Here is a 23,311-nt window from a genome sequence, read left to right as displayed (position 1 = left end):
CATAGTGCGATTGTGTATCAGTTCCTTTTCGGGGTATTTAAGGGGGTTGCCTTCACAACCTCCTGTTGAACCTCAGCTCCACAATCGTATCGATCTCATTCCGCTCTCCCGCCGGCACTGAAATTTCTATTCCCTTAGGGGTCTGTTTTACTGCGGCCTTGCCCCCGGTCAGCACGGTGTGGGATACCAGCTTGCGGGGATCTGGCGGCAGGAGAACGGTGTCGCCTTTCCAGTTCAGGATGTGGACATAGGCGGTGGCGCCCCTGCACGTGGAAGCGCCCCATTCACCCGGCGGGAACGGCCCGCCGCGTGTGCCATAAACAGCGCGTCCGTACTGTTTCAGCCAGGCGCCCATTTCCTTCAGGCGGGCGACCTGACGAGGCTCGATCTCCCCGGTGGGCATCGGCCCCACATTGAGAAGCAGGTTGCCATCGCCGCCAGCGCACATGACCAGGGTATGGATGCATTCCTTGAGCGATTTCATGGTATCGTTGGGTTTCCACGCCCACTGCTGGCAGATGGTGATGCAGGATTCCCAGGGACGGCCGGGCTGGTAGAATCCGACATGCTGCTCGGGGGTGTCGAAATCCCCTTTCAGCCCGCAGCGGTTGTTGATGATGATATGCGGCTGCAAGGTGCGAATCTCGCGGAAGAGATTCCCAGAATCCCAGTCCTTCGCCCAGGCGGGGTCGTAGGTGGTTTCTCCGCCGCTGCCGGACATGGGATGAACCTGGAGGCCATCGAACCACAGGATATCCACCTGGCCGTAGCGTGAGCACAGCTCCCGTATCTGGCCGTGCAGGTACTGGATGTAGCGGGCGTGGTTTTTGGTACGGTAGTCCGGGTGGTGCCAGTCAACGGGGGAATAGTAGAATCCAAGGCGTATCCCTGCGCGATGGCAGGCGTCGGCCAGCTCTTTGACCACATCCCGCTTGAACGGGGAATTGGTGATCTTGTAGTCGGTAAGCCCGCTGTCGAACATGGAGAAGCCGTCATGGTGTTTTCTGGTGAACACCAGGTATTTCATGCCGGCCTCTTTGGCTATTTTCACCCACTCGTCGGCGTTGAATTTGACCGGGTTGAACTCCTTGTAGAGGTTGTCGTACACCTCTACAGGGATTTCGCCGGTGCCGCCCTGACCGCGCCGTTCCCCGCCCCTCGACCAGCCGATCTCTGTGCCTTTAAGGCTCACCGGCCCCCAGTGAATGAACAGGCCGAACCGGGCATTCTTCCACCAGAGCATATCCTTCGAGTTTGCCTGAAGAAAGGATTGAGGCTCTGATTTCTGTGCAAGAACCGGAGTAAATGTCGAGATCATGAGCCAGAAACACCCCAGAACTTTTGCCAGTATTGAAACGTATCGATAGTTCATGCCGCCAAACCTCAGGGAAAAAAGAGAATGTGTGAGAAAGGACATTCGGTCATGCTGAACGTAAGCATCGATTCATATAAGATTTATTTCGAAGGCGGCAAAAGCAAGTAAAACTTTGGAAAATAGTATTTGCAAATTCCATGCGGATGCGTTTCTTTTTCAATCGAGTTTTTAGATCCTGAAACGAGTTCAGGATGCATCGGATTCTTCGACAGGCTCAGAGCCCGATGACCGAGCACTGAGCTTGTCGAAGTGCATGTATCATGCGCATGTTTTAAACTTGTTTCGGTATCTATTTATGATAATGCGATCAAATTGTAAATCACCGAAGAATATTTCTCAAAGGAGAAACTCACCATGAAAACAGCGCTTGGCATCTTTTCCCTGTTTATTATCAGTTTTTCCCTGGCCGCTGAGGCGCAGGAACCGGTATATCCCGAATATGTCGTGAAACGAACGACGGAGAAAATCGTGGTCGACGGCATCCTTGACAAGGCTGACTGGCAGGCCGCAAAATCGGTCGGCGATTTCAAATTCCCCTGGTGGACTGCGGGCGACAAGGAGCAGACTGAGGTGAAAATGCTCTGGAACGACACGTTCCTCTATGTGGCGTGGAAGTGCAGCGACCAGCATATCTGGGCCGAAATCTACGATACGAACTCCACTACCTACAAGGATGACTGCGTCGAGCTTTTCTGGAATCCCAATCCCAAGGTCGGTTTCATGTACAACATGTTCGAGATCAATTGCATCGGGAACCTTCTCAGCGTCTACAATAATTTCAAACGGAGCATCTATCTCCGTGACAGCCGTATTCTGGTACCCCATATCGCGCAGAGCATCCAGGGCACGGTGAATAAAGATGACGACACCGATACCGGCTGGATCATCGAGATTGCTGTCCGCTTCTCCGATTACACGGAGGCCTACGACGGTTCCGCACCGAAGGACGGCGACATGTGGCGTGTGGCGCTGAACCGCTGCGGCGGAAAGACCAACCCGCAATACAGCCAGTGGAGCCCGGCGCAGACTCCCAAGCCGGATTTGCATTCACGCGGGGGTAAAGATTTCGGCAAGATCATATTCAGCAAAGAACCGGTGCGATAAACCATTACTGTATGCGCTGAAAGGTCATGTGCTTTCGCAGGGGCAGCTCACGGGGAAATACAGGAGGAGATGATAAAAAAAGTCCAAAGAATAAGATTGTCTGACTGATTCGTATGATGTATTTGATAAAAGATGATAAAAAGATTAAGAACTTACCCGTAAATAATAAGGTTGAACCATTGATGCCTGCACCAGAACGCGATCCGGAGAAGACCTACCGGCGCAAGCCCGGTGGCGGCAGGTCACATGCAAAATGAAAGGATTAAGTGCAAGATGAAGACGAACGGCGGAAGTTTATTGTTGCGGGCGGCTGTGTTGATCGGTGCGGCTGTGTTGTTCTGTTCGGCTGCAATCGCCGAGACCTATTACGTATCGCTACAGGGCGACGATGCAAAGGACGGTAAGACGGCCCAGACCGCCTTTCGAACGGTCAAGAAGGGCGTGTCGATTCTTAAGTCTGGCGATATGCTAATCATAAAGTCCGGCGACTATGGCGACGAGCAGGCGGTAGTGAGCAATAGCGGAACGAGGGAAGCGCCTATCACCATCAAGGCCGAGGAAACGGGAAAGGTCATACTGAAGGGAACCGGCGAAGGCACCGGCATCCTCCTGCAGGATAAGAACCATGTCGTCATCGAAGGCATAGAGTTCGGCAACTACATGATGGGCGTTGCCATAAAGTATGCCTCCAGCTATATAACGGTCAGGAAGTGCATTTTCCGGGAGAACAACTCATCCGGAATTCTGGTGTACGGCAATTTCAGGAAGCCGGAGGCCAGCCAGGGCATCGTCCTTACCGAGAATACGTTCCTGGATTTCTCCGACAAGCAGGACTACGGGCTGTGCCTCTACGCCTCCTGCAATCTCAAGGCGACGAACAACTATTTCTACGGCGTGCATCATCAGGCGCTGTCGTTCAAGAAGCTGATGAAGGATTCGGTCGCCTCCGGCAACACGTTCGAGGGCTTCCGCTACTCGGCCATCTACATCGGCCAGAACGACGACAGCACGGAAGAGGGATATCTGCGTTCCGAGAGGATCGTGGCCGAGGGCAACGTCTTCCGCCCGGCGAAGGACTTCCACGCCAAGCGAGCCGTCTGCGTGGCTAACGTCACCGACGCCGTCGTACGAAACAACTTCGTCGATTCCGTTTACGGAGGAGACGGGGAAGGATGCATCGCCGTCCATCCCATCTCCACGGGAGCGAAAATTTACGGCAACCTTATCGTCAGCGAGAAGGGAAACGTCCAGCCGTCGATGTACATAGAGGCCGACTGCGAGGTTTACAACAACACGCTTGTGGACTGCAACCTTGCTTTGGAGATCGTCTCCGGGAACGCGCCGGTGCTGCGGAATAATATCTTTTGCGGAAACAAGACGCAGGTGAAATTCTCGCCGGCGCCGAACTACAAAGAGGAGCAGGAACACAAGACCCGCCGCTTCCCTGATGGCAAGGTGTGGACCTGGCGCGCGGACCCCGCGAAGAAGCCTGTTTTTGATCGCAATAACTGGTTCCCCAAAGTCGAAGGCGTTGGCGCGACGGACATCTCCGTTGATCCGAAATTCGTCGGGCTGTTCGAGCCGTTGAAACTCGGCGGAGTCAATCCGGTCTTCAAGCCTTATTTCTTTCGCGCTGAGGCGTACAAGCTGTCCAAAGACAGCCCTTGCAAGGGCATGGGCGCGTTTGATATCGCCGCGAAATGAGTAAATGCGGCGCGGCCCGCTGACACGAAAGCATATTGCCGTTATCAATCGTCGTCACCGGGGCAAACAAGCATGATGTGAGCCAGATTGATCTGGTGCTGGACGAAATCGTACGCGTCCAGATGGCATAGAACAAAACCTGTGCGCCGACAAGGGCTATTCCGGTGAACCGGCCTTATGGGCATTCAGAAAAACAGGTGTTACGGATAAGTTCTCAATACAAAACCAAAGTTTAGAGAGAAAAACTGTCAGAACCATGATTCGAATGAATCATGGTTCTGAATCCGGGTACAGCTCATCCGCCAGTATACTGATCTTTTCCGCCGTGGCAATAGTCTGACGGAAGACATTCTTCTGATTTTCAGCAAATTCCGCAGCCAGAGTGATGGATTGGACGGCTGAGGAAGCGGTTTTCATCATCGTATCGGATTTATCCCGGATTTTTTCGATGCGGCGGATAGTATCGGAGATAATCGAGAAGAGAGAAGCATTTTCCCGTGACCCAGTAGCAAGATAGCTCTCCAGTATCTCCTTAATGCCGTCGGCAATTCCGGTCACCGAAAGCAGTATGGCCTGCCACGGTTCGCTCGTCTCTCGCTTTATCAATGATTGAGCCATTTCTCCCAGCCGGTCGCCGTACTCCCGGATTGATTGTTCCAGCCCTGCCAAATCGGCGCCGATTGCCTCGAATTCCTGGGGAAGTGATGCGAATCCAGACCCCCGGGCGCCTGCCCGCACAACCTCAATCCCTCCGTTTACCGCAAAAAAGTCCATCCGGGTGGAAAAATCCCCCATGCCTTCGGCGAACCGGGCAAGGTGTTTCTGAAATGGCTCAAGAGAGTACAGTTCCTGCAGAAACGCCTCATGCTCACTCACAAGAATCTGGAGCTCTCTGGCTACATTCCGAAGAATGGAATGCGAAGGCACCAGACTTTCCCGCAGCTTTCCGAACGTTTCCTGGGAGCGATTCGCGACGGAGAGAAACTCTTCGGCGGTCTGGGACAATCGAGTCAAAAATTCCCTGTTCGACACAGAGCTTTTACCTATTATCTCTATTTCCTGCATAGCGTTATGGATTGCAGGCATAGTCGTTTCCAAATGCTCCGAAGCGGCTTCAAGGGATTTGATGAATGAATCGATAATGGTATAAAGTGCATCCAGAGCGGTGGAAACCGCCTCGACAGAAGCAAGTTTTCCGGTGGCTTCAAGGAGAATATCGGCCTGGCTGGCGGCTTCAGAAAACAGTCTCTCCTGGCTCTCGATCAGAGAGAGCGCATGGTTTATACTGTCCATGGCGCTGTCCAGGGAAAGAGATATTTCTTCCGATGATTCATCCTCATCCGTTGCGGGGAAAACCATCCCGGTTTTAGCTGAATATTCACCCGCCGCCAAAATGAGCAAATCCATGTCGCCCGTTATCTCATTAAAGGCGTTACGAACTCCGGCGGTCAATACATCAACAGTCCGGATTTTTTCAGAAACTTCCACTGCCCGTGAAGTAATGCCGCCCTGGATGGATTTGATTCGGGTAAGAAGCTCGGTGAAATCTCCGGCCCGCTTTTGAAAGGCTGCGGTAGATTTACGGAGCATGCCGGTGACTACGGCGAAACCAGCCCCGTCTTCTCCGGCTTTGCCAGCCTCCAGAGCGGAGTTCAATGAAGCAATATCGGCGCGGTCGGCAAGGGAGATGATATTGGCGGTGAGATCATCGGCGGTCTCTATTAATTTCCCCAGTTCCTGTGATGTTTTGAGATTTTCACCGTGCACCTGGGCCGCTTTTTGAATGGAATCCATAACTTCATCCAGAGAGCGGGAGTTTCGTTTGAACCCCTGCGCGGCTTCCCCTACCGCGGCGGCATTCGATGCCGAGATTTCCAGCGTTTTTCCGGAGGATTCGAAAAGGGATTGCCAGAGCTTCTTTTCATCTTTCGAATCCCGGGCGGCACGGTCCAGAGATCGTTTCGCGGCCTCGAAAGACTCGATGATTTTGTCGGAAAAGCCGGCGATTTCTTCGATCCCCAGAGAAATCTCGGCGCTTTGGGAAGCTATCTGGCTGTTTTTCCGAAGCCGCCGCGCCAGAGCGCGGTGACGGGTTTTTGTTGTGGCTGCTTTTTTTGCAATACTGTTTCCCGCGTCATGAACAGACATGAAATCGATATCCGAAATTGCATCCCTCTCCGGGTCAGCCTGATGTTTTATCATCACAATTCCCTTTCTGAAGCTGTCGGGATTTAATCTTTTTTCCCCTTATTAAGCTATATAATAACATATCCGTTGCCCCATTTGTCAAGATAATATCGGGATAGAGCAAGAAAGGTTCTGTATGCAATCGGCTTTCTTTTGTTACAGTTCAAGAAATTCGTGAATCAGGGGCAAGAAAAGTTTTGAAATCGCCCGAAAAAATTCCTATACTATACACCATTCCATTGCAAAGATCATGCAAACGGCATGGATCTCCCCGCATACATTTTCAACCCACACTGTTTTTAGGAGGGAAGCATGATCAACCTCAAAAGGATCTCTGTATTTATCGTCCTGACGGCTGCGTTTGTTTTGTTTGCCGCTCTTGGCTGCTCGACAATGATCAAAGGTGGAGGGCACGGCATTCTCCACAAAGGGATGAAGACAATCGAGCGCCCGGTCACTCCCAGTCCAGGCGAACAAAAGAAAAAAGAGGTCGCCGAACGTCTGGACAAGTCCAAACTCCTCTATACCGGCAAGGTGGTGGTTGACAGCGATCCCAAGATGCTGGTCCCCATCGAGAGCGTGGCCAAATTTGCCGGGAAAGATTATGTCATCGCCAAGACGCCGCCCACGGTCGAATTCTGTGTGGTTCCGGTTGAGCCGCTCTGGATAGGGGAGTCACCGGTGAAATCAAAGTCCAAAATCAGCAATGAACCGGGGCCCTGGTCCAACTGGTGCCAGGCTAACTATGATACCCGTACGGGTAAATTTTATTCCGCGATAGGCGATCACGGCAAATATGACGCCCATATCCTTCTTGTGGAATATGATCCGGCGACAAAAACAGTGCGCTGCCTTCCCGAAGTGAACAAGGTGCTGGGCCGGAAGATGGATCAGTTCTCCGAAGGCAAGATTCACGGCTGGCTGGATTTCTATCAGAGCAAGGATTTGAAAAGCCCGAGTCTCTGGTACTGCACCTACTGGGCCAAGTACGATGAGCCTGATGAGGAAGATTACGCCACAGGTTACGACGGCGGCCACATCATGAGCTACGATGTGCTCACCGGGGACATCGTGGATTACGGCGTCCCGCTAAAGCGCGCCTCCTGGCCTTACCACCGGGTGGACACCGCTCGGGGCATCATGTATGCGGTCGGCATGTTCGGCGAATTCCTCGCCTGGGACATCAACAAACAGGAGACCAAGTGGGCCGGATACCTGCCCACCGGTATGGGCTGGTGGGAGCGGGCCATCCTCATCGACAATGCAACCGGTATGGTCTACACTTCCAACCGCGACCAGAAGGCCGACTCGTTGCTGCATATCATCAAGTATGATCCTTTCAAGAACCGCTTCTCCAAACTCGACTGCCACATGCCACAAGAAAACCTTGATTCAACCCGCGGCGGAAAAGCCGGCGGCTACACACAGTTGCGCGCCGAGACCCGTGAGCGCGGCCCGGACGGCCTCTTCTGGTGTATTTCCTACAGCGGCAAGCTTTTCACATTCGACCCGGTCAAGGAAGAGATCGTGGACAAAGGGTACAACTGGGTCGGCATACAGAAATATACAGCCTCCATGGACAGAAGCCCCAAGGGACGCTATGTCTATTATCTCCCCGGCGCGCACGGCCACGGCTATTCGGACGGCTCACCGGTGATCCAATACGACACGCAAACCGGCATAAAGAAGGTACTTGCCTTCATGTTCCCTTACTATTATGACAAGTACGGCTACACTCCGGGCGGAACCTTCTCCATCAAGCTGGATGACAAGGGCGAGCGGCTCTTTGTTCTCTGGAACGGCGCATTTGTCGAGATCGATCCCACGAAAACCTCCGATACCTTCGGCCAGTGCTCGGCAATGGTCATCAATATCCCGGAAAGTGAGAGACAGGAATAGTTTCCCCCTCATCCCCTTACCCCTTCTCCCGCAAGCAGGAGAAGGGGAGAGGAAGGGGACATCTCAATATTTCTCTGGTTGCTGACGCAAAAAAACCGCGCCGTTAGCTAAACGATTGAAAGACGAATTGCCTATTATCCAGAAGACGTTTGACATGCCTCTCCGGAAGATTGTCTGAACCATGATTTGTGGGATTACAGGATTTCCATGATTGAAAATAATCAATTAAATCCCATAATCAAGTAAATCAAGGTTCAGACAATGTTTTAGATCCCCCCGCCGTAATAGCGGCGACCCCCTTATCGAAGGGGGCAAAAAGGAGTATCATATAAGTAAAATAATGTCGGTGCCGAATTCTCCCCTTAATAAGGGGAGATGGCAAAGCCAGAGGGGATTTTATTTGAGTATAAAACCATTCATGAAATCTATTGCTTTTTAAAAGAAACGAAGTATATTTGAAAGGTATTAATTATATTATAATTATTTATGCTTATTCCCCGATAGTAATCATTTCACTGATATATCTTGCAGGCAGGTCATGGCGCGAAAAACCCTTTCATTGTTTCTGAGTGTTTTGATGATCATAACGGGTGTTATTCCGTTACATTCCGCAGGCGCCCAGGAAAAAAAAGAGTACAACATCGCAGTGCTCGACCTCGATGCGAACGGGGTTTCACCGGCTGAGGCCAAATCGCTCTCGAATAACATGCGCGTACAGATCATGCGGGTTATCAATTCCCAAGAATTCAGAAAGAAAACACCGATCAGGTATACGGTAGTCGAGCGCTCGCAGATGGATAAGATCTTTGACGAATTCAATATTCAGAACACGGAATGCACCGATATCTCGTGCGCCGTTAAATTCGGGAAAATTCTCAATGTGGAAAGAATTATCATAGGTTCGGTAGGCCTTGTGGGGGCGACTTACACTATCAATGTAAGCATCGCCGACATCGAAACTGCGAAGGTATTGAAGGCTGCCGATTATCAATTCAGAGGGGCGAGCGACAATCTCCTGAACAGGGGGATACCCGATGTGGTTGACCAGCTCCTGCTGGACAAGGTGAGAAAATCTCACAAGATGTTGTACCTTGTCGGCGGGGCCATAGTAACGGCGGGTATTGTGGGTTTTGTTCTGAGCTCCTCCTCAAAGGGAAAGGGCGCCGGTTCCACAGGCGCCCAGGAAGGAACCATCACGTTCACCATTTCCGATCCTTCTCAGTGAGCAGAAGATCATGAAACGGGCGCTCATAGCATGTTTCCTTCTCCTGTGCGTTTCCTGCGGCAGGGACAGATCGCCGCTTGTGGCGACAGGAACCGGTGTCATCCGGATAGTCGTCTCCGGAGACGGATACAGGGGAACCACAGCCCGAAAACTCCCGGTAGGCGCTGGAAAAACGGTATCGACCGCCGGTCTCGAAAACCTCGAAGTCAGGGTGCTCAAGAGCGACAATTCTGTTCTTGACAGCAGGGTATTCACACCGGTGGACGGTGTTTTCGATGTGGCAATAAATGTTGAAGCGCTCGACAACCTCAAGGTGCTCTGCATCGGAATGAAAAGCGGTTCGGTCGAATATTTCGGGTTGAACGAGGATGTGGATGTAAAGCCGAACAAAGCTACCATTGTCATCATCTACGGCTGGAACGAGCCGTTCAAACCGGAAATCGGGTCTATAAAGCCGAATCCGAGCCAGGACGGGAATTTCACCATCTCGTGGACCCAGCCCCCCAACGCTGCAACCTATGTGTTGCAGGAAGCCGACAATAACACATTCAGCGGCCTCTCAACCGTGTATTCCGGGCCAGATCTCCTGAAAAGCATATCGGGGAAAACCTCCGGCACCTATTACTACCGCGTTCAGGCGTCCAACCAGTACATTGTAAAGAGCGGATGGAGCGCGACTTCCTCCGTGGTGGTGAGTATATCCCAGCGGAAATATACCATTTCCGGCGCGGTGACCGGAGCGGACGGCGTTCTCGTCACCCTTAGCGGCGACGCCTCCGACAGCACGAAGGTAAATTCCGGAGGAACCTACACGTTTACCGTGAACGAAAATGGGAATTACACCGTAACCGTGTCTAAAACCGGTTTCCTCTTCACACCCGCGTCCAAAACCTTTTCGTCTGTCAGCTCAAACCAGATTCAGAATTTCAGCGCGACACAGATAACCCGCACCATTTCCGGAGTGATTTCCGGCGCAGACGGTGTCCTGGTAACCCTGAGCGGCGACGCCGCGGGGAACCAGGTGGTGAATAACGGCGGAACGTATTCGTTCACGGTGCCTGAAGGGGGGAATTACACGGTGACGCCGTCAAAGGAGGGCAGCGCGTTCACTCCGTCTGTCGGCGTCTTCACGAATGTGCGGGGGAACATCACCCAGGATTTCGCCGCCGCGCTCAACAAGGCGACGATTTCCGGTATCGTGACCGGCGCCGACAGTGTAACGGTGACCCTGAGCGGGGACGCCTCCGAGGTCCAGACTGTCAATGACGGCGGCGCTTATACATTCACCGTACCGCAGGGAAAGAACTTCACAGTGACGCCGTCCAAAACCGGATATGTGTTCACCCCGGCAAGCAAAACATTCAGCGCCGTTACAGTGAACCAGAAGCAGAATTTCACCGCGTCGAGGATCATGCGGACGATTTCCGGGAAGGTGACCGGGGCTTCGGGGGTTACGATTACCCTGAGCGGCGGAGCATCCGACAGCAGGGTGGTGAGCGCCGACGGCGGCTCCTGGTCGTTCTCCGTTCCCGATGGCGGCTCGTATACGGTCGCTGCGATAAAGTCCGGGTACACCCTTTCGCCCCAGTCGAGAACATTCGCCGGCATCGCCACCGACCAGACACTCAACTTCACCGCGGCCCGGATCACCCACACGATTTCCGGGACAGTGACCGGCGCAGACGCTGTTCTGGTAACCCTGAGCGGCGACGCTTCCGCAACGCAAACAATGAACAGCGGGGGGAGTTATTCCTTTACCGTCGGCGAGGGAGGCTCGTATACGGTGACGCCCTCCAAGTCCGGGTACGTGTTCACTCCCGCAGCGAGAACCTTCACCAATGTGACCGCCGACCAGGCGCTGAATTTCACCGCGCAGGCGCCGGTAATTCCCGCCACGGAAGTAAAGATGGTTTCGATCCCCGGCGGGACATTTCTGATGGGGGATGTGGAGAGTTCTGGAGAATCTGATGAAAAACCGATACATACAGTGACGCTCAGCGGATTTGAGATGAGTGCGTATGAGATCACGAACGCGCAATACGCCAAATTCCTAAATGAGGCCATGGCTACCGGAGAAATTATCCCTTCTGCTTCGATCGTTAAAGGTGCGAAGGGAGCGTATAGCGGGCAGGGATACATTTATCTGTACGAAAGTAATGATATAAACAACAAGTGCTGGATTACTTACAGCAACAACACGTTTGCAGCGGCATCCGGAAAAGAAAGCTGGCCGGTGGTGTATCTGACCTGGTACGGAGCGAAAGCATTTGCCCTCTATTATGGACTTGATTTGCCGACTGAAGCTGAATGGGAGTATGCCTGCCGGGGTGGAAGACAGTATAAGTATGGAACAGACGATGGTACATTAGGCAGTACAAAAGCGAATTATAACAACAATTTTGGCTATCCGAAAAATATCGGAAGTTATCCGGCGAATCCGTATGGCCTTTATGACATGAGCGGAAATGTGTGGGAGTGGTGCAGCGACTTTTACGACACGTATCTCAGCGGGAACCAAGGCAATCCCACAGGACCGCAAACCGGCGTATACCGCGTCATTCGCAGCGGAAGTTGGGGTACCAACGACTCCGACTGCCGGTCGGCCAATCGTGCTCTCTACACTCCGACAGACTGGGCATACCACATAGGCTTCCGTGTCGCCCGCCGCGGGCCTTCAGTGACACCTTTTAAATATACCCTTTCCGGCACCATCACCGGCGCGGAAGCTGTCACAGTAACACTGAGCGGCGGCCTCTCCGGAGTTCAGACCGTGAACAGCGGCGGGAAATATTCGTTCACCGTGGAGTCCGGAGGCGAGTACACGGTGACGCCCTCCAAATCCGGGTACGTGTTCACTCCCGCATCGAGAACCTTCACCAATGTGACCGCCGAACAGACGCTGAATTTCACCGCACAGGCGCAGGTAATTGATGTAAAGATGGTTTCTATCCCCGGCGGGACGTTCCAGATGGGCCAATCTGGTGTTGCCGAACCCGTCCACTCAGTGACGATGAGCTCCTTTCAGATGAGCGAGGCGGAGATCACAAACGCGCAGTATTGCGCCTGGCTGAATGCAGCAAAGGCGTCAGGTGACATTACGGCGACGGGTTCAACTGTGACCGGTGCGAAGGGGACATACAGCGGTCAGAATTATATCTATTTGTCTGATACCTATGATGCGAATAACCGCTGCTGGATAACGTTTAGCAATAATGTATTCAGCGTGGTAACCGGTCATGAGAACTGGCCGGTGGTATATGTGACCTGGTACGGTTCAAAGGCGTATGCGGAGTATTATGGATGGGATTTGGCGCGGGAGGCGGAGTGGGAGTATGCATGTCGTGGAGGGAAACAATATGAATATGGGACGGATGATGGAACGATAAGCAAAGACAAGGCTAATTATTGGAATAACGGACCGAATAATCCCGTGAATGTAAAGAGCTACCCGAAGAATCCATTTGGTCTTTATGACATGAGCGGAAATGTGTGGGAGTGGTGCAGCGACTGGTTCGAGAGCTACAGCTCGTCGCCTGCTACTAATCCTACTGGTGCACAAACTGGATCGCGCCGTGTTATCCGCGGCGGTAGTTGGCTCAACGACGGCGACGTTTGCCGGTTTGCTTACCGTGGCAGCGGCTACGGCCCGCACGGCAGGGACTCCAGTATCGGGTTCCGTGTGGTGCGCCGTTAGCTGCCTCTGATAACTTCTTGAGCACTTGAACATTGATATTTGACACTTGAATAGGGGGGGTTAGATCCCCCCGCCGCTTGTGCGGCGACCCCCTTATCGAAGGGGGTCAAAGCACTCCGCCGCAATGTGTTCCCCTTAACAAGGGGGATGTCCGAAGGACAGGGGGATATTCTTTCTCCCAGAATGCCGGAGACAGGGGAATTTAAGCACAGAAACAGGAAAAGCCGAACCGGCAAATCTCGGATGAGGTTGAACGTTCGGCTTTTTTTAGGGGGAATGATTATATTATAGTAAATAATAGGAAGTAATCTTTGCGAGGAGCGGTCACGGAGGATTACGCATTGTTCATCGTGAACCTCTCCCCCGAAATCCCCTTGCCCGCCGGGGCGTTTCGTGCGATATTGGGAGCATGGAAATCCGCGAGACATATGCTTTGAAGGAGTCTGTCATGGAAACAAGGAAGTTCGTTTATTATCAGGAAGATGAAATGTTCATCGGCTGGCTGGAGGAGTATCCGGACTACCGGACGCAGGGAGAAACTCTAGATGAATTGAAAGAAAACCTGAAAGATATTTATCAGGAAATTTCGAGCGGCGCCATTCCCTCGGTACGGAGAGTTGGGGAGTTGGTCGTCTGATGAAACGCGCCGACCTCATTCGCGCCGTTGAGGGGAAAGGGTGTATACTGCTCCGTCATGGAAAGCGGCATGACTGGTATCATAATCCCTCCACGAAGATTTCCCAGCCGATCCCTCGGCATCGGGAGATAAAAGATAGTCTGGCGGCGCATATTCTCAAAATGCTCGGAGAGCAATCGTGAGACATATGCTTTGAAGGAGCGGAACATGAGAGTCTTTACCGCTGTTGTTGAAAAGTGTTCTGAAACCGGATTGTACGTGGGGTATGTTCCGGGTTTTACGGGCGCTCACTCGCAAGGGGAGACGCTCGATGAACTTGGAAAGAATCTCATGGAAGTCATCGAGATGCTTCTCGATACCGGCGGTTCCGGCGCTGGTTTCTGGAAAAAGACTGGGAGAAGTGGGATGCGCAGATCGAGGAGGATTCGCGGAACGGCAGGCTTGATTTCCTCGTGAGAGAAACACTTGATGCGAAAGAAAATAATCAATTGAAGGAACTCTGATGCATCGGACGAGCGAACGTTTCCGTGAATGCTTCCGCCGCTTGCACGACCATGTCCGCGCCCGCGCCCTCTCTCTCGAAGATCCCCCCGCCGCTTGTGCGGCGACCCCCTTATTAAGGGGGTCACAAAGAGTGCTCATAAAAGCAAAATAATGTTGATAGCGAATTCTCCCCTTAACAAGGGGAGATGGCAAAGCCAGAGGGGATTTTCTTTTCTTTTCCCCCGAGATTGATTAGATTACGGCAGACAAAAAATCATTTATTCGAGGATAATCTGCCCATGACAAACATCTCTTTAAAACGCCTTCTCGTCCCGCTTGCAGTAGCCGTCGCTGTTGCCGGTCTCCTTGCTCTCGATGTCGGGTATGCGGGCAAAAGCATATCGAACGGAAGCAGGGTGGCCGGAATGAAATTCAAAAGATAGTCTGAACCACTTATGTGCGTATAGATCCTGAAACGAGTTCAGGATGACATATGTCATGCCGAACTTGTTTCGGCATCTATAGTGGTTCAGACAGTCTTTGAGTTTTACTCGATCACCGCCTCATTATTCCCCGTATAAATCTCCTTCATCTTATGCTGCGGGTCTGCAACAACTTTCAATATCCCCTTTTCAGGCACGTTCTTGAACAAGAGCCAGAGGGATTTTTCCCGGAAATCTGTGGGAGCGGGTATTACCGGAATGTTCATTTCTCCCAGCACGCGGTTGTCACGGTCATAGAGAACCAGCGCCGAATTTTCCGACTGCGCCGCGCCAAGATTGGAAACTCTCACCCGAAGAGTGCTGCCCTCCCTGACACAGTCGTAGGCGGCCACCGCCAGGTCCGGGAGCGGTTTGATTCCACTCTCTCCCCTTACCTGTTTTACTGTGAGCATTACCGCTTTGGAAGGTGGGATAACCAGGTTGATAATATCGAATCGTTTCAACGTCAATGTTTCAGTTTTGAGCGCGTTTCCCGAAACGCCGTCCCGATCCTCCGAGAGATTTACCTCATAATCGCCCGGCTCGATACGGAAAAGACGGAGGCTCACATTCCTCGGCAGGGGATCGAACGAGAACAGTCGGCAGGTAAATGTGCTGCTGTCGGCGTAAGTAATCCACCGGGACAGGTCTTCCCCTCCGCCGGCGATCCATCCCGCCGAAACGGTGCTGTCTGCGGCCCCTCCCATCACCATGGCAGACACATAGTTCTCATTGTAGATGACCTGGTTGTCGGTATGGATACGGGCCTCGGAATGACGGTAGAACATGAAATCGTCCAGCCATGAGGCCAGGCGTGACAGGTTCTCGTCAAGCGTTTTGGGATCGACCGTGCGATAGGCCTGTTTCGGAAGGTTCTTTCCCCAGTACCAGTTCAGAACGCCGCGGTCGAAAGCGAAGGGTTTTCCCTGCGACCAGGAGATGGGGGTGGAATCCGGCTTGTCCAGATGCCAGGCAGTCTCCAATGCGCGGCGGTAGATGAAAGGGTCGCCCAGCTTGTAGATCAGGGCGCTGTGGCGGTTGCTGACAAACTGGTAGTTATGCAGGTTGTCGGTCGGGGTTATCTGACAGTATCCCTTGTAAAAGATCTTGGTGGCGTCCATCCCCTCGAAGAGCTTGAGGTAGCTTCCCAGTACCCGTGGGCTTTCCAGGGGCATGTCCAGTTTTGCGCGGTAAACGATGGCGTCATCGTCCCATCCGCCCCCGAATTGGCCGTCCGGATTCTGGTTTGCGCCGAGCCAGTCAGCCACCCGATAGCGGAAGCTCTGTATCTGGTGCAGCAGGTATGCCCAGCGGGGAACGCCTGCAGGAATATCGAACTCTTTTATGGGGAAATCTTTAACAGGGTCGACGATGCTTCCCCAGTAGTATTTCGGTTTCGCCCACTCGATATAGAATTCAGCGAGACGGGAATGGGGGAGAACTCGGTTGACCGCCATCGCCGGCATGACCGTATCGAACTGCCCGCCAAGCGCATGGGGATCCATGATGTCAGGCCAGATTTTCTCGAACAGCCAGGGCTGATGGTGGTAAGATTTTGTGAATTGCGCCATCACAGGCAGGAGGGCTTTTGTCTCGAACGCCTTTTCCGATGCCAGGAACGGGGCGGGGTTGAGAATGATACGGCTGCCCTGGGCGCTCCCGATTCTCAGGGCAGTATTATTCAGCGTGGTAATATCGATCCAGATTACATCCCCGGCCGCAAGAATGAGCGGCGGAGGGTCGAGCCTGAGTCGGAGCTTTCCGCCGCTCTGGAATCCCCGGAGTTTTACCTCGGCATGGGTCCAGATCCGGTGGGGAGTGCCAGGGTCGCGGAGCCTCACCAGGAGTATGTCTTCCGGGCCGGAGATCTTGACATCCAGATCGAGGACGATGCTGCCGTAGCATTGCCTTCCGGTCATCGGCGCGGTGATGAGATGGTTCCACCGCAGGCTGCCGGTGTCGAACCATGCGCCATTGCCGGAAGGTGGTGTGAGGTGCCCGGCGAGAATGGTACGGTCGACGGGAGGAAACAGGTTTCGCAGGGCGAAATCGTACCGACGGCCGAGGGTTTCCACTTCCGGCCGGAGATAGTAGGAAACCTCGCCGTACGCGGGGATATCCTCCACTTCTCCCACATCGAACAGGCCGACTTCATGGATGCGGGTTTCGCCGGTTATGGGAAGATGCACATCCCCCTTGAATCCATCGGGAGCGCCGTACCCCTTGAGAAAAGGCAGAGTGAAGCGCTCGCGGGCCTCACGGGGCACCTGTGCGCCGTAAAAGAACCGGTCGTCCTGGGGCACATCGAAGAATGTTTTCCCGGTGAAATGATCCCCCGCTTTCCGGCAATCCTGGAGAACGGATGGCATTCCTTTCAGGTTCCCCTCCAGCGTCACATAGTTGTAGGGCGCACCCTGAGGGGTCTCAACATCCAGCTTTTCCGCCTTGAACGAGGCGTCGCCCGGGAGGAAAGTGAACACCGCCAGGGGATGGGGCCAGGCCAGCTCGTAGCGGCCGTCGTTGCAGAACCTTCCCTGAATGTTATCGTCGCCCATGAGAGTCGGGGTTATTTCACGGAACGAGAGCGCCCGGTTCTCAGAAAGCGGGGACAGCGCCGGAAGGGACATGCCCGGGGAAAGCCCGATGGCTTTGGCGAGACGGTCGCGCTCCTGGGCTGAGCGGTCCTCCTGGGCGTTCAGCGATGACGGCGGCTGGTTTTCCTTGATGAGCGCGGATATTTCCGGGGGCGTCAGCGGCCTGGAAAAGACATACATCTCATCATACACCACATTTTTCATGGGAAGGTGCATCAGTCCGGGCATGTAGGTTTCCCACCAGGCATCCGTTCCCCAGGAAGAGGCGGCGGAAATACCATTGATGAACAGCTCCAGCCCCTGCGCCTTATCCCAGTTCAGCGCAACATGTGTCCAGCCTGATGCATCGGTGGGAGAGCTCGCGCGGATGGTATGACGGACATACCGGGAATCGGCGAGATAGGCCCCGATCCGTTTCGATTCGTCCACTGTCACAGCAAGGAGGAAACGCTCGGTCCGCCCCCATGCCATGGCAGACTGGTCGAAGAGGTCTCCCTCCGCAAGCGGGCCTTTGACCCAGAACGCGACAGCTCCGCTCCCGGTGTTGAGCTTGCCCGCTCCCCAGAAGAATGGTTCGGTAAACATATCCCAGTCGCTGCGGCTACGGGTGTTGAACACCACCGCGGTCACCATGTCGAGGTCTATGCCGCTCATGTTGTCGATGATCACCTTTTTGGGGGTCAGGGTCATCTTTATTCCTTTCCCGAACCGACCGTCTTCCAGGGTTATACCACGTTCCTTGATGGTTTTCAATTCCGAGAGGGCGACAACATCTTCACTCATGAAATCGAGATTCTCGAACGAAAGATGGAAATCAACCGGGCTGCCGGACAGAGGAGCGCCGGATGCAAGGATGAAGGATGAAGGTTGAAGGAGGAAAAAAACAAAGAACAGAGAAATCAGCGGCCTGAATTTCATTAAAAGCCTCCTGGACGGGGTTTGAAAGCGATATGGGAAAACAAGTTCAGTGTGAGACGGTCATGCCAAATGGGTCCCCTGCTCTTGCATAGCAAAAGCAGGGCATCGGCATCTATCATTATATTAATCAATTACTCATATTGATAAATAAGGCATTTCTTTTAAGTCCCCCTTCGGGGGATTTAGGGGGCTGTAGTTACTCTACAACCACCTCATTATTCCCCTTGTAAATCTCTTTCATCCTGACCCGCGGATCGATTACCAGACGGAGATTCCCCTTTTCCGGGACGTTTTCGAAGAAAATCCATTCGGATTTTTCCACAAAATCCACCGGGGCCGGAATCTCCGGTACTTTCAATTCATCCAGCCTGCGGTCCTGGGCGTCATACAGACGGATGGTGGTTTTTTCGGAGGGCGCCGCTCCCAGGTTCGATACCCGCACCCGCAGAATAGCTTTCTGGCGCACACAGTCATACGGGGCAAGAGCAAGATCGGGAAGCGGCTTTACCCCCTCAGCGCTCTTGACCTGTTTCACCGAAAGAATCACCGGTTTCATGGAGGGCAGAAGCAGGCTGAAGGTATCGAAACGGTTCAGCTCGAAATCTCCGGTGAACAGCGGCCTTCCCGCAATACCGTCCAGGTCTTCGGTAAGTTTCACCTCATAGGTTCCGGGCTGGATACGGTACAGTCGGGGAGTCACCTTGCGCTGCAAAGGATCATTTGAGAATATCCTGCATACGAATGAAACGCTGTCCGCATAGGTCACCCATCGGGCCAAATCTTCTCCGCCGCCCTCCACCCATTCGACCGACGCGGTGCTGTCCACATTCCCGCCGACAATCATCTGAGTGATGAGTCCTTCGTCATTGATGACCTGGCAGTCGGTGTAGATTCGCGCCTCGGTAAACTGGTAGAAGGTGAGATGGTCGCAGAACGACGCCAGGCGGAGGAGCCGGGTTTGCACAGCAGCGGTATCGGTGAGACTGAACGCCGCCTGCGGAAGATTCTTCCCCCAGTACCATTCGAGAATGTTCTTGTCATAGAGGAAAGATTCGCCCCTGCCCCAGTTCATCGGGGTTTCGAAAGGCTTATCCCAGCGCCAGGCCGTTCTGAGCGCTCTCCGGAACTCCGATGGGTCGCCGAGACGGTACATCAACGTGCGGAACCTGTCATGCCAGAGATCGCTCACATGGAGGCGGTCGATAGGAGTGATATGGCAGTACCCGTCGGTGACATATCCGGTGGAATCCAAACCTGCATACATCCGGGCTTGAATGTTTTTTGCCTGAAGCGAGCCGTCCAGAAACATATCCAGCTTGCCCATCAGCATATCGTTGTCATCGTTCCACCCGCCGCCGAGCTGGCCGTCGGGGTTCTGGTTCGCTCCGATCCACTCGAGAATTCGATAGCGGAATGACTGGATTCTCTGCTGGAAGAACGCCCAGCGGGGAATATTGGAGGGAATGTCGAATTGCCTTAATAGGATATTCTTTTCCGGCTCGATAATTTCTCCCCAGATGGAAAATATCGGCTTGGTAAACTCCAGATAAAAATTTGCATCCCTCGACCAGGGGAAAAACCGTTTGACCGCCTGCGCGGAATAGAGAATATCGAACGGCCCCCCGAAGGCGAACGGAGCAGTGTAAACCGGCGAGGTTTTATCGAATTTCCAGGGGAGATACCCGAACGTGCGGCTGTATTCAGCCACCGCCGGCAGGAGCTCTTTTTTTTCAAAAAGAGGGGCGGACTCTGCAAAAGGCGCCGTGCGCAGCAGAATTTTTGCCCCGTCGGCTCCCCCGATACTGACCTGCGCGCCGTTCAGGGTGGCAATATCCAGCCAGATACGGTCTCCCGGCGAGAGCATGAGCGGCGTGAAATCCATAAGAAGGCGCAGTCTGCCGCCGCTTTCGAAGCCCATGAGTTTTACTTCCGCATGTGTCCATATACGCGATGGAACCCCGGGGTCGCGAAGCCTTACCAGGAGAAGGTCGGCGCCGGAAGTTTTGACCGGCATGTCGAGAATCACACCGCCGATGCACCGGGTTCCGGTCAGGGGGGTGGTGATAATGTTCGTGCGGCGCAGAAGCCCGGTGGCCAGCATCCTGGAAGGTTTCGTACCCGGCGCCTGGTAGCCTTGGAGAACCCCGCGATCCTCGCCGGGATTGAGAGCAGCCAGAGCAAATCCGTAGCGGTCATTCAGCTCTCCCTCCTGCTGGAGATAATACGTTGCCTCTCCGGGAACCGGAACATAAGCCTTCGGTACGACATCGAACAGGCCGACTTCATGAACCCTGGTCTCGCCGGTGAGCGGGAGGTGCATGTCACCCCTGAATCCATCCGGAACCCCGTATCCTTTCAGGAAAGGGAGGGTGATACGGCCGCGCTCCTTTCGATCCACCAACTCGCCGTAGAAGAAACCGCTGTCTTTGGGAATGCCGATGAGGGTGTCGCCGCTGAACCGGTCCTGGGTTCTGGTGCAATTGGTATAAACCGGAAGATCGGCCAGATTCCCCTCCACAGTAACATAATTGAACGGAATACCGGGCGGCGGGTCCACATCCAGCTTTTCGGCAGTGAAATCCTCGTCGCCGGGTATAATGGTGAAAACACCGATCGGATGGGGCCATGCCAGCTCGTACCGGCCGTCCTGACAAAATTGGGCCGGGATATGGCCGTCTCCCATGGAGACAGGAGAAACCTCCCGGAATGAAAGGATCCGGCCGGCCTCCATCGGCTCGATGAGCGGAATCATGGACTTCACCGTAATACCGAGAGCCCTTTCCAGACGGTCGCGTTCCTGGGGAGTGCGCTCGGGATAATCGGTCAACGCCGGTGGCGGAGTATTGGTCTTCATGAGGGCGTCGATTTCCGGCAAAGTGAGCGGGCGGCTGAAAAAATACATCTCGTCATATACCACCTGGGGCATGGGAAACCGGAGGAGACCGGGAAGAGCGGTTTCCCACCAGGCGTCCTTCCCCCAGGATGAGGCAACTGATTTTCCGTTGATAAACAACTCCAATCCCTGGGAACGGTTCCAGTTCAACGCCACATGGTTGAATTCCCGGTCATCCCAGGGGAGGGTAGAAGTAATGACGTGTTTTACATACCGGGCATCCATAAGGTATGCGCTGATAGACCCGACAGTATCGGATGTGATTCCCAGGAGATAGCGCTCCTTTCTGCCCCAGGCGCAGGCGGTCTGCTCGAAAAGAACTCCTTCGCTCAGCTTCCCCTTGACCCAGAACGCCACCGCGCCGCTTGCGGGATTGATCTTTCCGGTTCCCCAGAGGATCGGCTCATTGTACCCGACCATGCTGTCGCGCATGATGGTGGTGTTGAACATGACCGCGGTAATGGGATCGAGGTCTATCCCCGAAAGATTGTCCACATCCGCCTGGGTGGGGATCAGGCTCATCATGAGCCCCCTGCCGAACTTGCCTTCCGCCGGAACCAGCCCGCGCTCTTCGATGGATTTAAGGCCGGAGCGGGCCACAAAATCATTCTCCATGAATTTCATATCCTCGAACGAGATATGGTAATTGACGGCGCTTGCAGGGGCGGCTTCGACAAGCTCAGCCGCCGATAAACAGGCAAGGATGCAGATGAGGAGATATAAAAATTTCATGGGGAGTGCCTTATACTTAAATCCTATTCAAATATGACGACATATTTTTCTTGTGTTTCTTTTCAAATAGATGCCGAAACAAGTTCGGCATGACATATGTCATCCTGAACTCGTTTCAGGATCTAAACACTCAAAACATGCGCAATTATTTATGTCGTCATGAATAACTCGATCCGTCAAAAAGTGTTACAAAGTCTGAGGTCTATTTCGTTTTAACTTTACCATGCACTTCGATTACCACCGAATTGTTGCATACTGTAATTTCCTTTATTTTCCGGTCAGGGTCAAGGTAAACTTCACCTCCGTCTAAATCGATCCCGGCGGGTATCTTGAAGGCAACCTCAGCGGTTTTAGGAAGCAGGTCAACCGGAGCTTTCAACGCGGGAACCGGAGCATAAAGGAGCGTCTTCTTATCCGGGATATATAGTCCGACAGTAGTAGGCGGAGAGTCCACTGAACCAAGATTGTGTATCTTTACTTTCACCGTATTTCCCTGCACGGTAACATCATCTTTTCCGATACCGAGATCGGGGCGCTCCCAATAGGGAATTCCCTTCGATTTCAACTGCAGGATAAGCACAGTTGTTGAGCGGGGCGCAAAGCTTATATCCAGGGTTCCGGTTCGTTCCAGGTCTGCGCTCCAGGTTCTGTTCCCCTTGTCCGGTACATCATCGCCGTCGGTGTCGATTCCCTGGGTGATTTCCCACACTCCAGGGTCGATATCCCATGCAGTCATCTCTGCATGAAAAACAGGATCGCTGTCCAGGTTGTAGGCGATGATCTTCATGCCGGTCGGGGTGGCGTTCGGGATGAGAATGGCCATGCTCTCGTCATTGGCGGGGGCTTTGAATTTCCAGCTCACCGCATGGCCGGGATAGATGGCGCTGCGGATAGCCGCGATTCCCCCCAGTCTTGAATGCTGAAGCTCGCTGTTCGCCACGTTTACCCGGTCGATCCAGAGCGACCCCTCGGTGTTGATGTATTCACGGAGGGCGGCGGCCTCGATCTGGTCGGCGTAGTAACATTCGAGGAACTGCTTGTTTCCGGTCACCTGCCAGGCGATATGACGGGATTGAGCGGAGCCGGATTGCGGGGTGGCCGAAGCGGCAATCTGCCTGCCCCAGGTGTCCCGTTTGCCCATGATATCCAGCGCGTTGCCGTTTATGGAGCCCAGCGATCCGGAACCTATGTCGAGGAGGGGATGGAGATATTTCTGATCACCGGTCCAGCGCCAGGCGGCATAGAAGAGGTGGGAAAGCGGACCCATGCCGGAAGGGCTGCCTTCATCGGTACGGAAATTTATGGTGGTGTCGATGGAGAAATTTCCTTGCGCATCCTTCTTACGGTGAGCAAGAATGCCGTCGGCCAGTTCAAGCAGGAGCTT

General features: G+C 53.6%; 14 protein-coding genes and 1 pseudogene. 10 read left to right on the top strand and 5 right to left on the bottom strand.

All coding sequences use genetic code 11. The features are described from left to right. Positions 1-52: 52 nt before the first annotated feature. Complete coding sequence (locus Q8O92_02725; GenBank protein ID MDP2982229.1) at positions 53-1,372, bottom strand: alpha-L-fucosidase; 1,320 nt, start codon at positions 1,370-1,372, stop codon at positions 53-55. Positions 1,373-1,729: 357 nt separating this feature from the next. On the opposite strand from Q8O92_02725, the gene Q8O92_02720 reads away from it, so the two are divergent. From Q8O92_02720 to Q8O92_02710, 3 genes and pseudogenes are all read left to right on the top strand, one after another. Then, positions 1,730-2,479 (top strand): carbohydrate-binding family 9-like protein, encoded by a 750-nt coding sequence (locus tag Q8O92_02720; GenBank protein ID MDP2982228.1) that lies wholly within the window; start codon positions 1,730-1,732, stop codon positions 2,477-2,479. A 273-nt stretch (positions 2,480-2,752) separates the two neighbouring features. After that, the gene (locus tag Q8O92_02715; GenBank protein ID MDP2982227.1) at positions 2,753-4,183 is read left to right on the top strand and encodes a right-handed parallel beta-helix repeat-containing protein; all 1,431 of its coding nucleotides are present in this window, start codon (positions 2,753-2,755) and stop codon (positions 4,181-4,183) included. A 35-nt stretch (positions 4,184-4,218) separates the two neighbouring features. After that, positions 4,219-4,361: pseudogene (locus Q8O92_02710) on the top strand (IS5/IS1182 family transposase). A gap of 92 nt (positions 4,362-4,453) precedes the next feature. Here the strand turns inward: Q8O92_02710 and Q8O92_02705 are convergent. Further along, entirely contained in the window at positions 4,454-6,385 is a 1,932-nt protein-coding gene (locus Q8O92_02705; protein ID MDP2982226.1) for a methyl-accepting chemotaxis protein, read from the bottom strand. Positions 6,386-6,682: 297 nt separating this feature from the next. On the opposite strand from Q8O92_02705, the gene Q8O92_02700 reads away from it, so the two are divergent. The 7 genes from Q8O92_02700 (at position 6,683) to Q8O92_02670 (ending at position 14,751) form a co-directional block, all read left to right on the top strand. Continuing rightward, positions 6,683-8,269 (top strand): hypothetical protein, encoded by a 1,587-nt coding sequence (locus Q8O92_02700; GenBank protein ID MDP2982225.1) that lies wholly within the window; start codon positions 6,683-6,685, stop codon positions 8,267-8,269. A 538-nt stretch (positions 8,270-8,807) separates the two neighbouring features. Further along, positions 8,808-9,494, top strand: coding sequence for a hypothetical protein (locus tag Q8O92_02695; GenBank protein MDP2982224.1), 687 nt, complete (start codon positions 8,808-8,810; stop codon positions 9,492-9,494). Positions 9,495-9,504: 10 nt separating this feature from the next. Then, positions 9,505-13,188 carry an SUMF1/EgtB/PvdO family nonheme iron enzyme gene (locus Q8O92_02690; protein MDP2982223.1) on the top strand — a complete coding sequence of 1,228 codons (3,684 nt, stop codon included), beginning with the start codon at positions 9,505-9,507 and terminating at the stop codon, positions 13,186-13,188. Between the two features lie 448 nt (positions 13,189-13,636). Further along, positions 13,637-13,825, top strand: coding sequence for a type II toxin-antitoxin system HicB family antitoxin (locus tag Q8O92_02685; protein MDP2982222.1), 189 nt, complete (start codon positions 13,637-13,639; stop codon positions 13,823-13,825). Further along, the gene (locus tag Q8O92_02680; protein MDP2982221.1) at positions 13,825-14,007 is read left to right on the top strand and encodes a type II toxin-antitoxin system HicA family toxin; all 183 of its coding nucleotides are present in this window, start codon (positions 13,825-13,827) and stop codon (positions 14,005-14,007) included. Before Q8O92_02685 ends, Q8O92_02680 begins: the two co-directional genes overlap by 1 nt. A 25-nt stretch (positions 14,008-14,032) precedes the next feature. Further along, positions 14,033-14,281 carry a type II toxin-antitoxin system HicB family antitoxin gene (locus Q8O92_02675; GenBank protein ID MDP2982220.1) on the top strand — a complete coding sequence of 83 codons (249 nt, stop codon included), beginning with the start codon at positions 14,033-14,035 and terminating at the stop codon, positions 14,279-14,281. Positions 14,282-14,607: 326 nt separating this feature from the next. Continuing rightward, positions 14,608-14,751: a hypothetical protein gene (locus Q8O92_02670; GenBank protein ID MDP2982219.1), complete on the top strand. Its 144-nt coding sequence runs from the start codon at positions 14,608-14,610 to the stop codon at positions 14,749-14,751. Positions 14,752-14,855: 104 nt separating this feature from the next. Here Q8O92_02670 and Q8O92_02665 read toward each other — a convergent pair whose 3' ends face one another. From Q8O92_02665 to Q8O92_02655, 3 genes are all read right to left on the bottom strand, one after another. Next, on the bottom strand, positions 14,856-18,302 hold the full coding sequence (locus tag Q8O92_02665) for a LamG domain-containing protein (protein ID MDP2982218.1): 3,447 nt from the start codon (positions 18,300-18,302) through the stop codon (positions 14,856-14,858). Positions 18,303-18,498: 196 nt separating this feature from the next. Beyond that, positions 18,499-21,927 carry a LamG-like jellyroll fold domain-containing protein gene (locus Q8O92_02660; GenBank protein ID MDP2982217.1) on the bottom strand — a complete coding sequence of 1,143 codons (3,429 nt, stop codon included), beginning with the start codon at positions 21,925-21,927 and terminating at the stop codon, positions 18,499-18,501. A gap of 202 nt (positions 21,928-22,129) precedes the next feature. Beyond that, a partial coding sequence (locus tag Q8O92_02655; GenBank protein ID MDP2982216.1) for a hypothetical protein occupies positions 22,130-23,311 on the bottom strand: 1,182 nt, incomplete at its 5' end.

This window comes from Candidatus Latescibacter sp. (assembly GCA_030692375.1).
Lineage (GTDB): Bacteria > Latescibacterota > Latescibacteria > Latescibacterales > Latescibacteraceae > JAUYCD01.
The sequence above is the reverse complement of the archived record's forward strand: the minus strand, read 5'-3'. Positions and strand labels throughout refer to the sequence as shown.

Excerpts from the sequence above, each read along its gene's own strand:
- Q8O92_02725 (MDP2982229.1), bottom strand. The coding sequence starts at position 1,372 with ATGAACTATCGATACGTTTCAATACTGGCAAAAGTTCTGGGGTGTTTC.
- Q8O92_02720 (MDP2982228.1), top strand. The coding sequence starts at position 1,730 with ATGAAAACAGCGCTTGGCATCTTTTCCCTGTTTATTATCAGTTTTTCC.
- Q8O92_02715 (MDP2982227.1), top strand. The coding sequence starts at position 2,753 with ATGAAGACGAACGGCGGAAGTTTATTGTTGCGGGCGGCTGTGTTGATC.
- Q8O92_02705 (MDP2982226.1), bottom strand. The coding sequence starts at position 6,385 with ATGATAAAACATCAGGCTGACCCGGAGAGGGATGCAATTTCGGATATC.
- Q8O92_02700 (MDP2982225.1), top strand. The coding sequence starts at position 6,683 with ATGATCAACCTCAAAAGGATCTCTGTATTTATCGTCCTGACGGCTGCG.
- Q8O92_02695 (MDP2982224.1), top strand. The coding sequence starts at position 8,808 with ATGGCGCGAAAAACCCTTTCATTGTTTCTGAGTGTTTTGATGATCATA.
- Q8O92_02690 (MDP2982223.1), top strand. The coding sequence starts at position 9,505 with ATGAAACGGGCGCTCATAGCATGTTTCCTTCTCCTGTGCGTTTCCTGC.
- Q8O92_02685 (MDP2982222.1), top strand. The coding sequence starts at position 13,637 with ATGGAAACAAGGAAGTTCGTTTATTATCAGGAAGATGAAATGTTCATC.
- Q8O92_02680 (MDP2982221.1), top strand. The coding sequence starts at position 13,825 with ATGAAACGCGCCGACCTCATTCGCGCCGTTGAGGGGAAAGGGTGTATA.
- Q8O92_02675 (MDP2982220.1), top strand. The coding sequence starts at position 14,033 with ATGAGAGTCTTTACCGCTGTTGTTGAAAAGTGTTCTGAAACCGGATTG.
- Q8O92_02670 (MDP2982219.1), top strand. The coding sequence starts at position 14,608 with ATGACAAACATCTCTTTAAAACGCCTTCTCGTCCCGCTTGCAGTAGCC.
- Q8O92_02665 (MDP2982218.1), bottom strand. The coding sequence starts at position 18,302 with ATGAAATTCAGGCCGCTGATTTCTCTGTTCTTTGTTTTTTTCCTCCTT.
- Q8O92_02660 (MDP2982217.1), bottom strand. The coding sequence starts at position 21,927 with ATGAAATTTTTATATCTCCTCATCTGCATCCTTGCCTGTTTATCGGCG.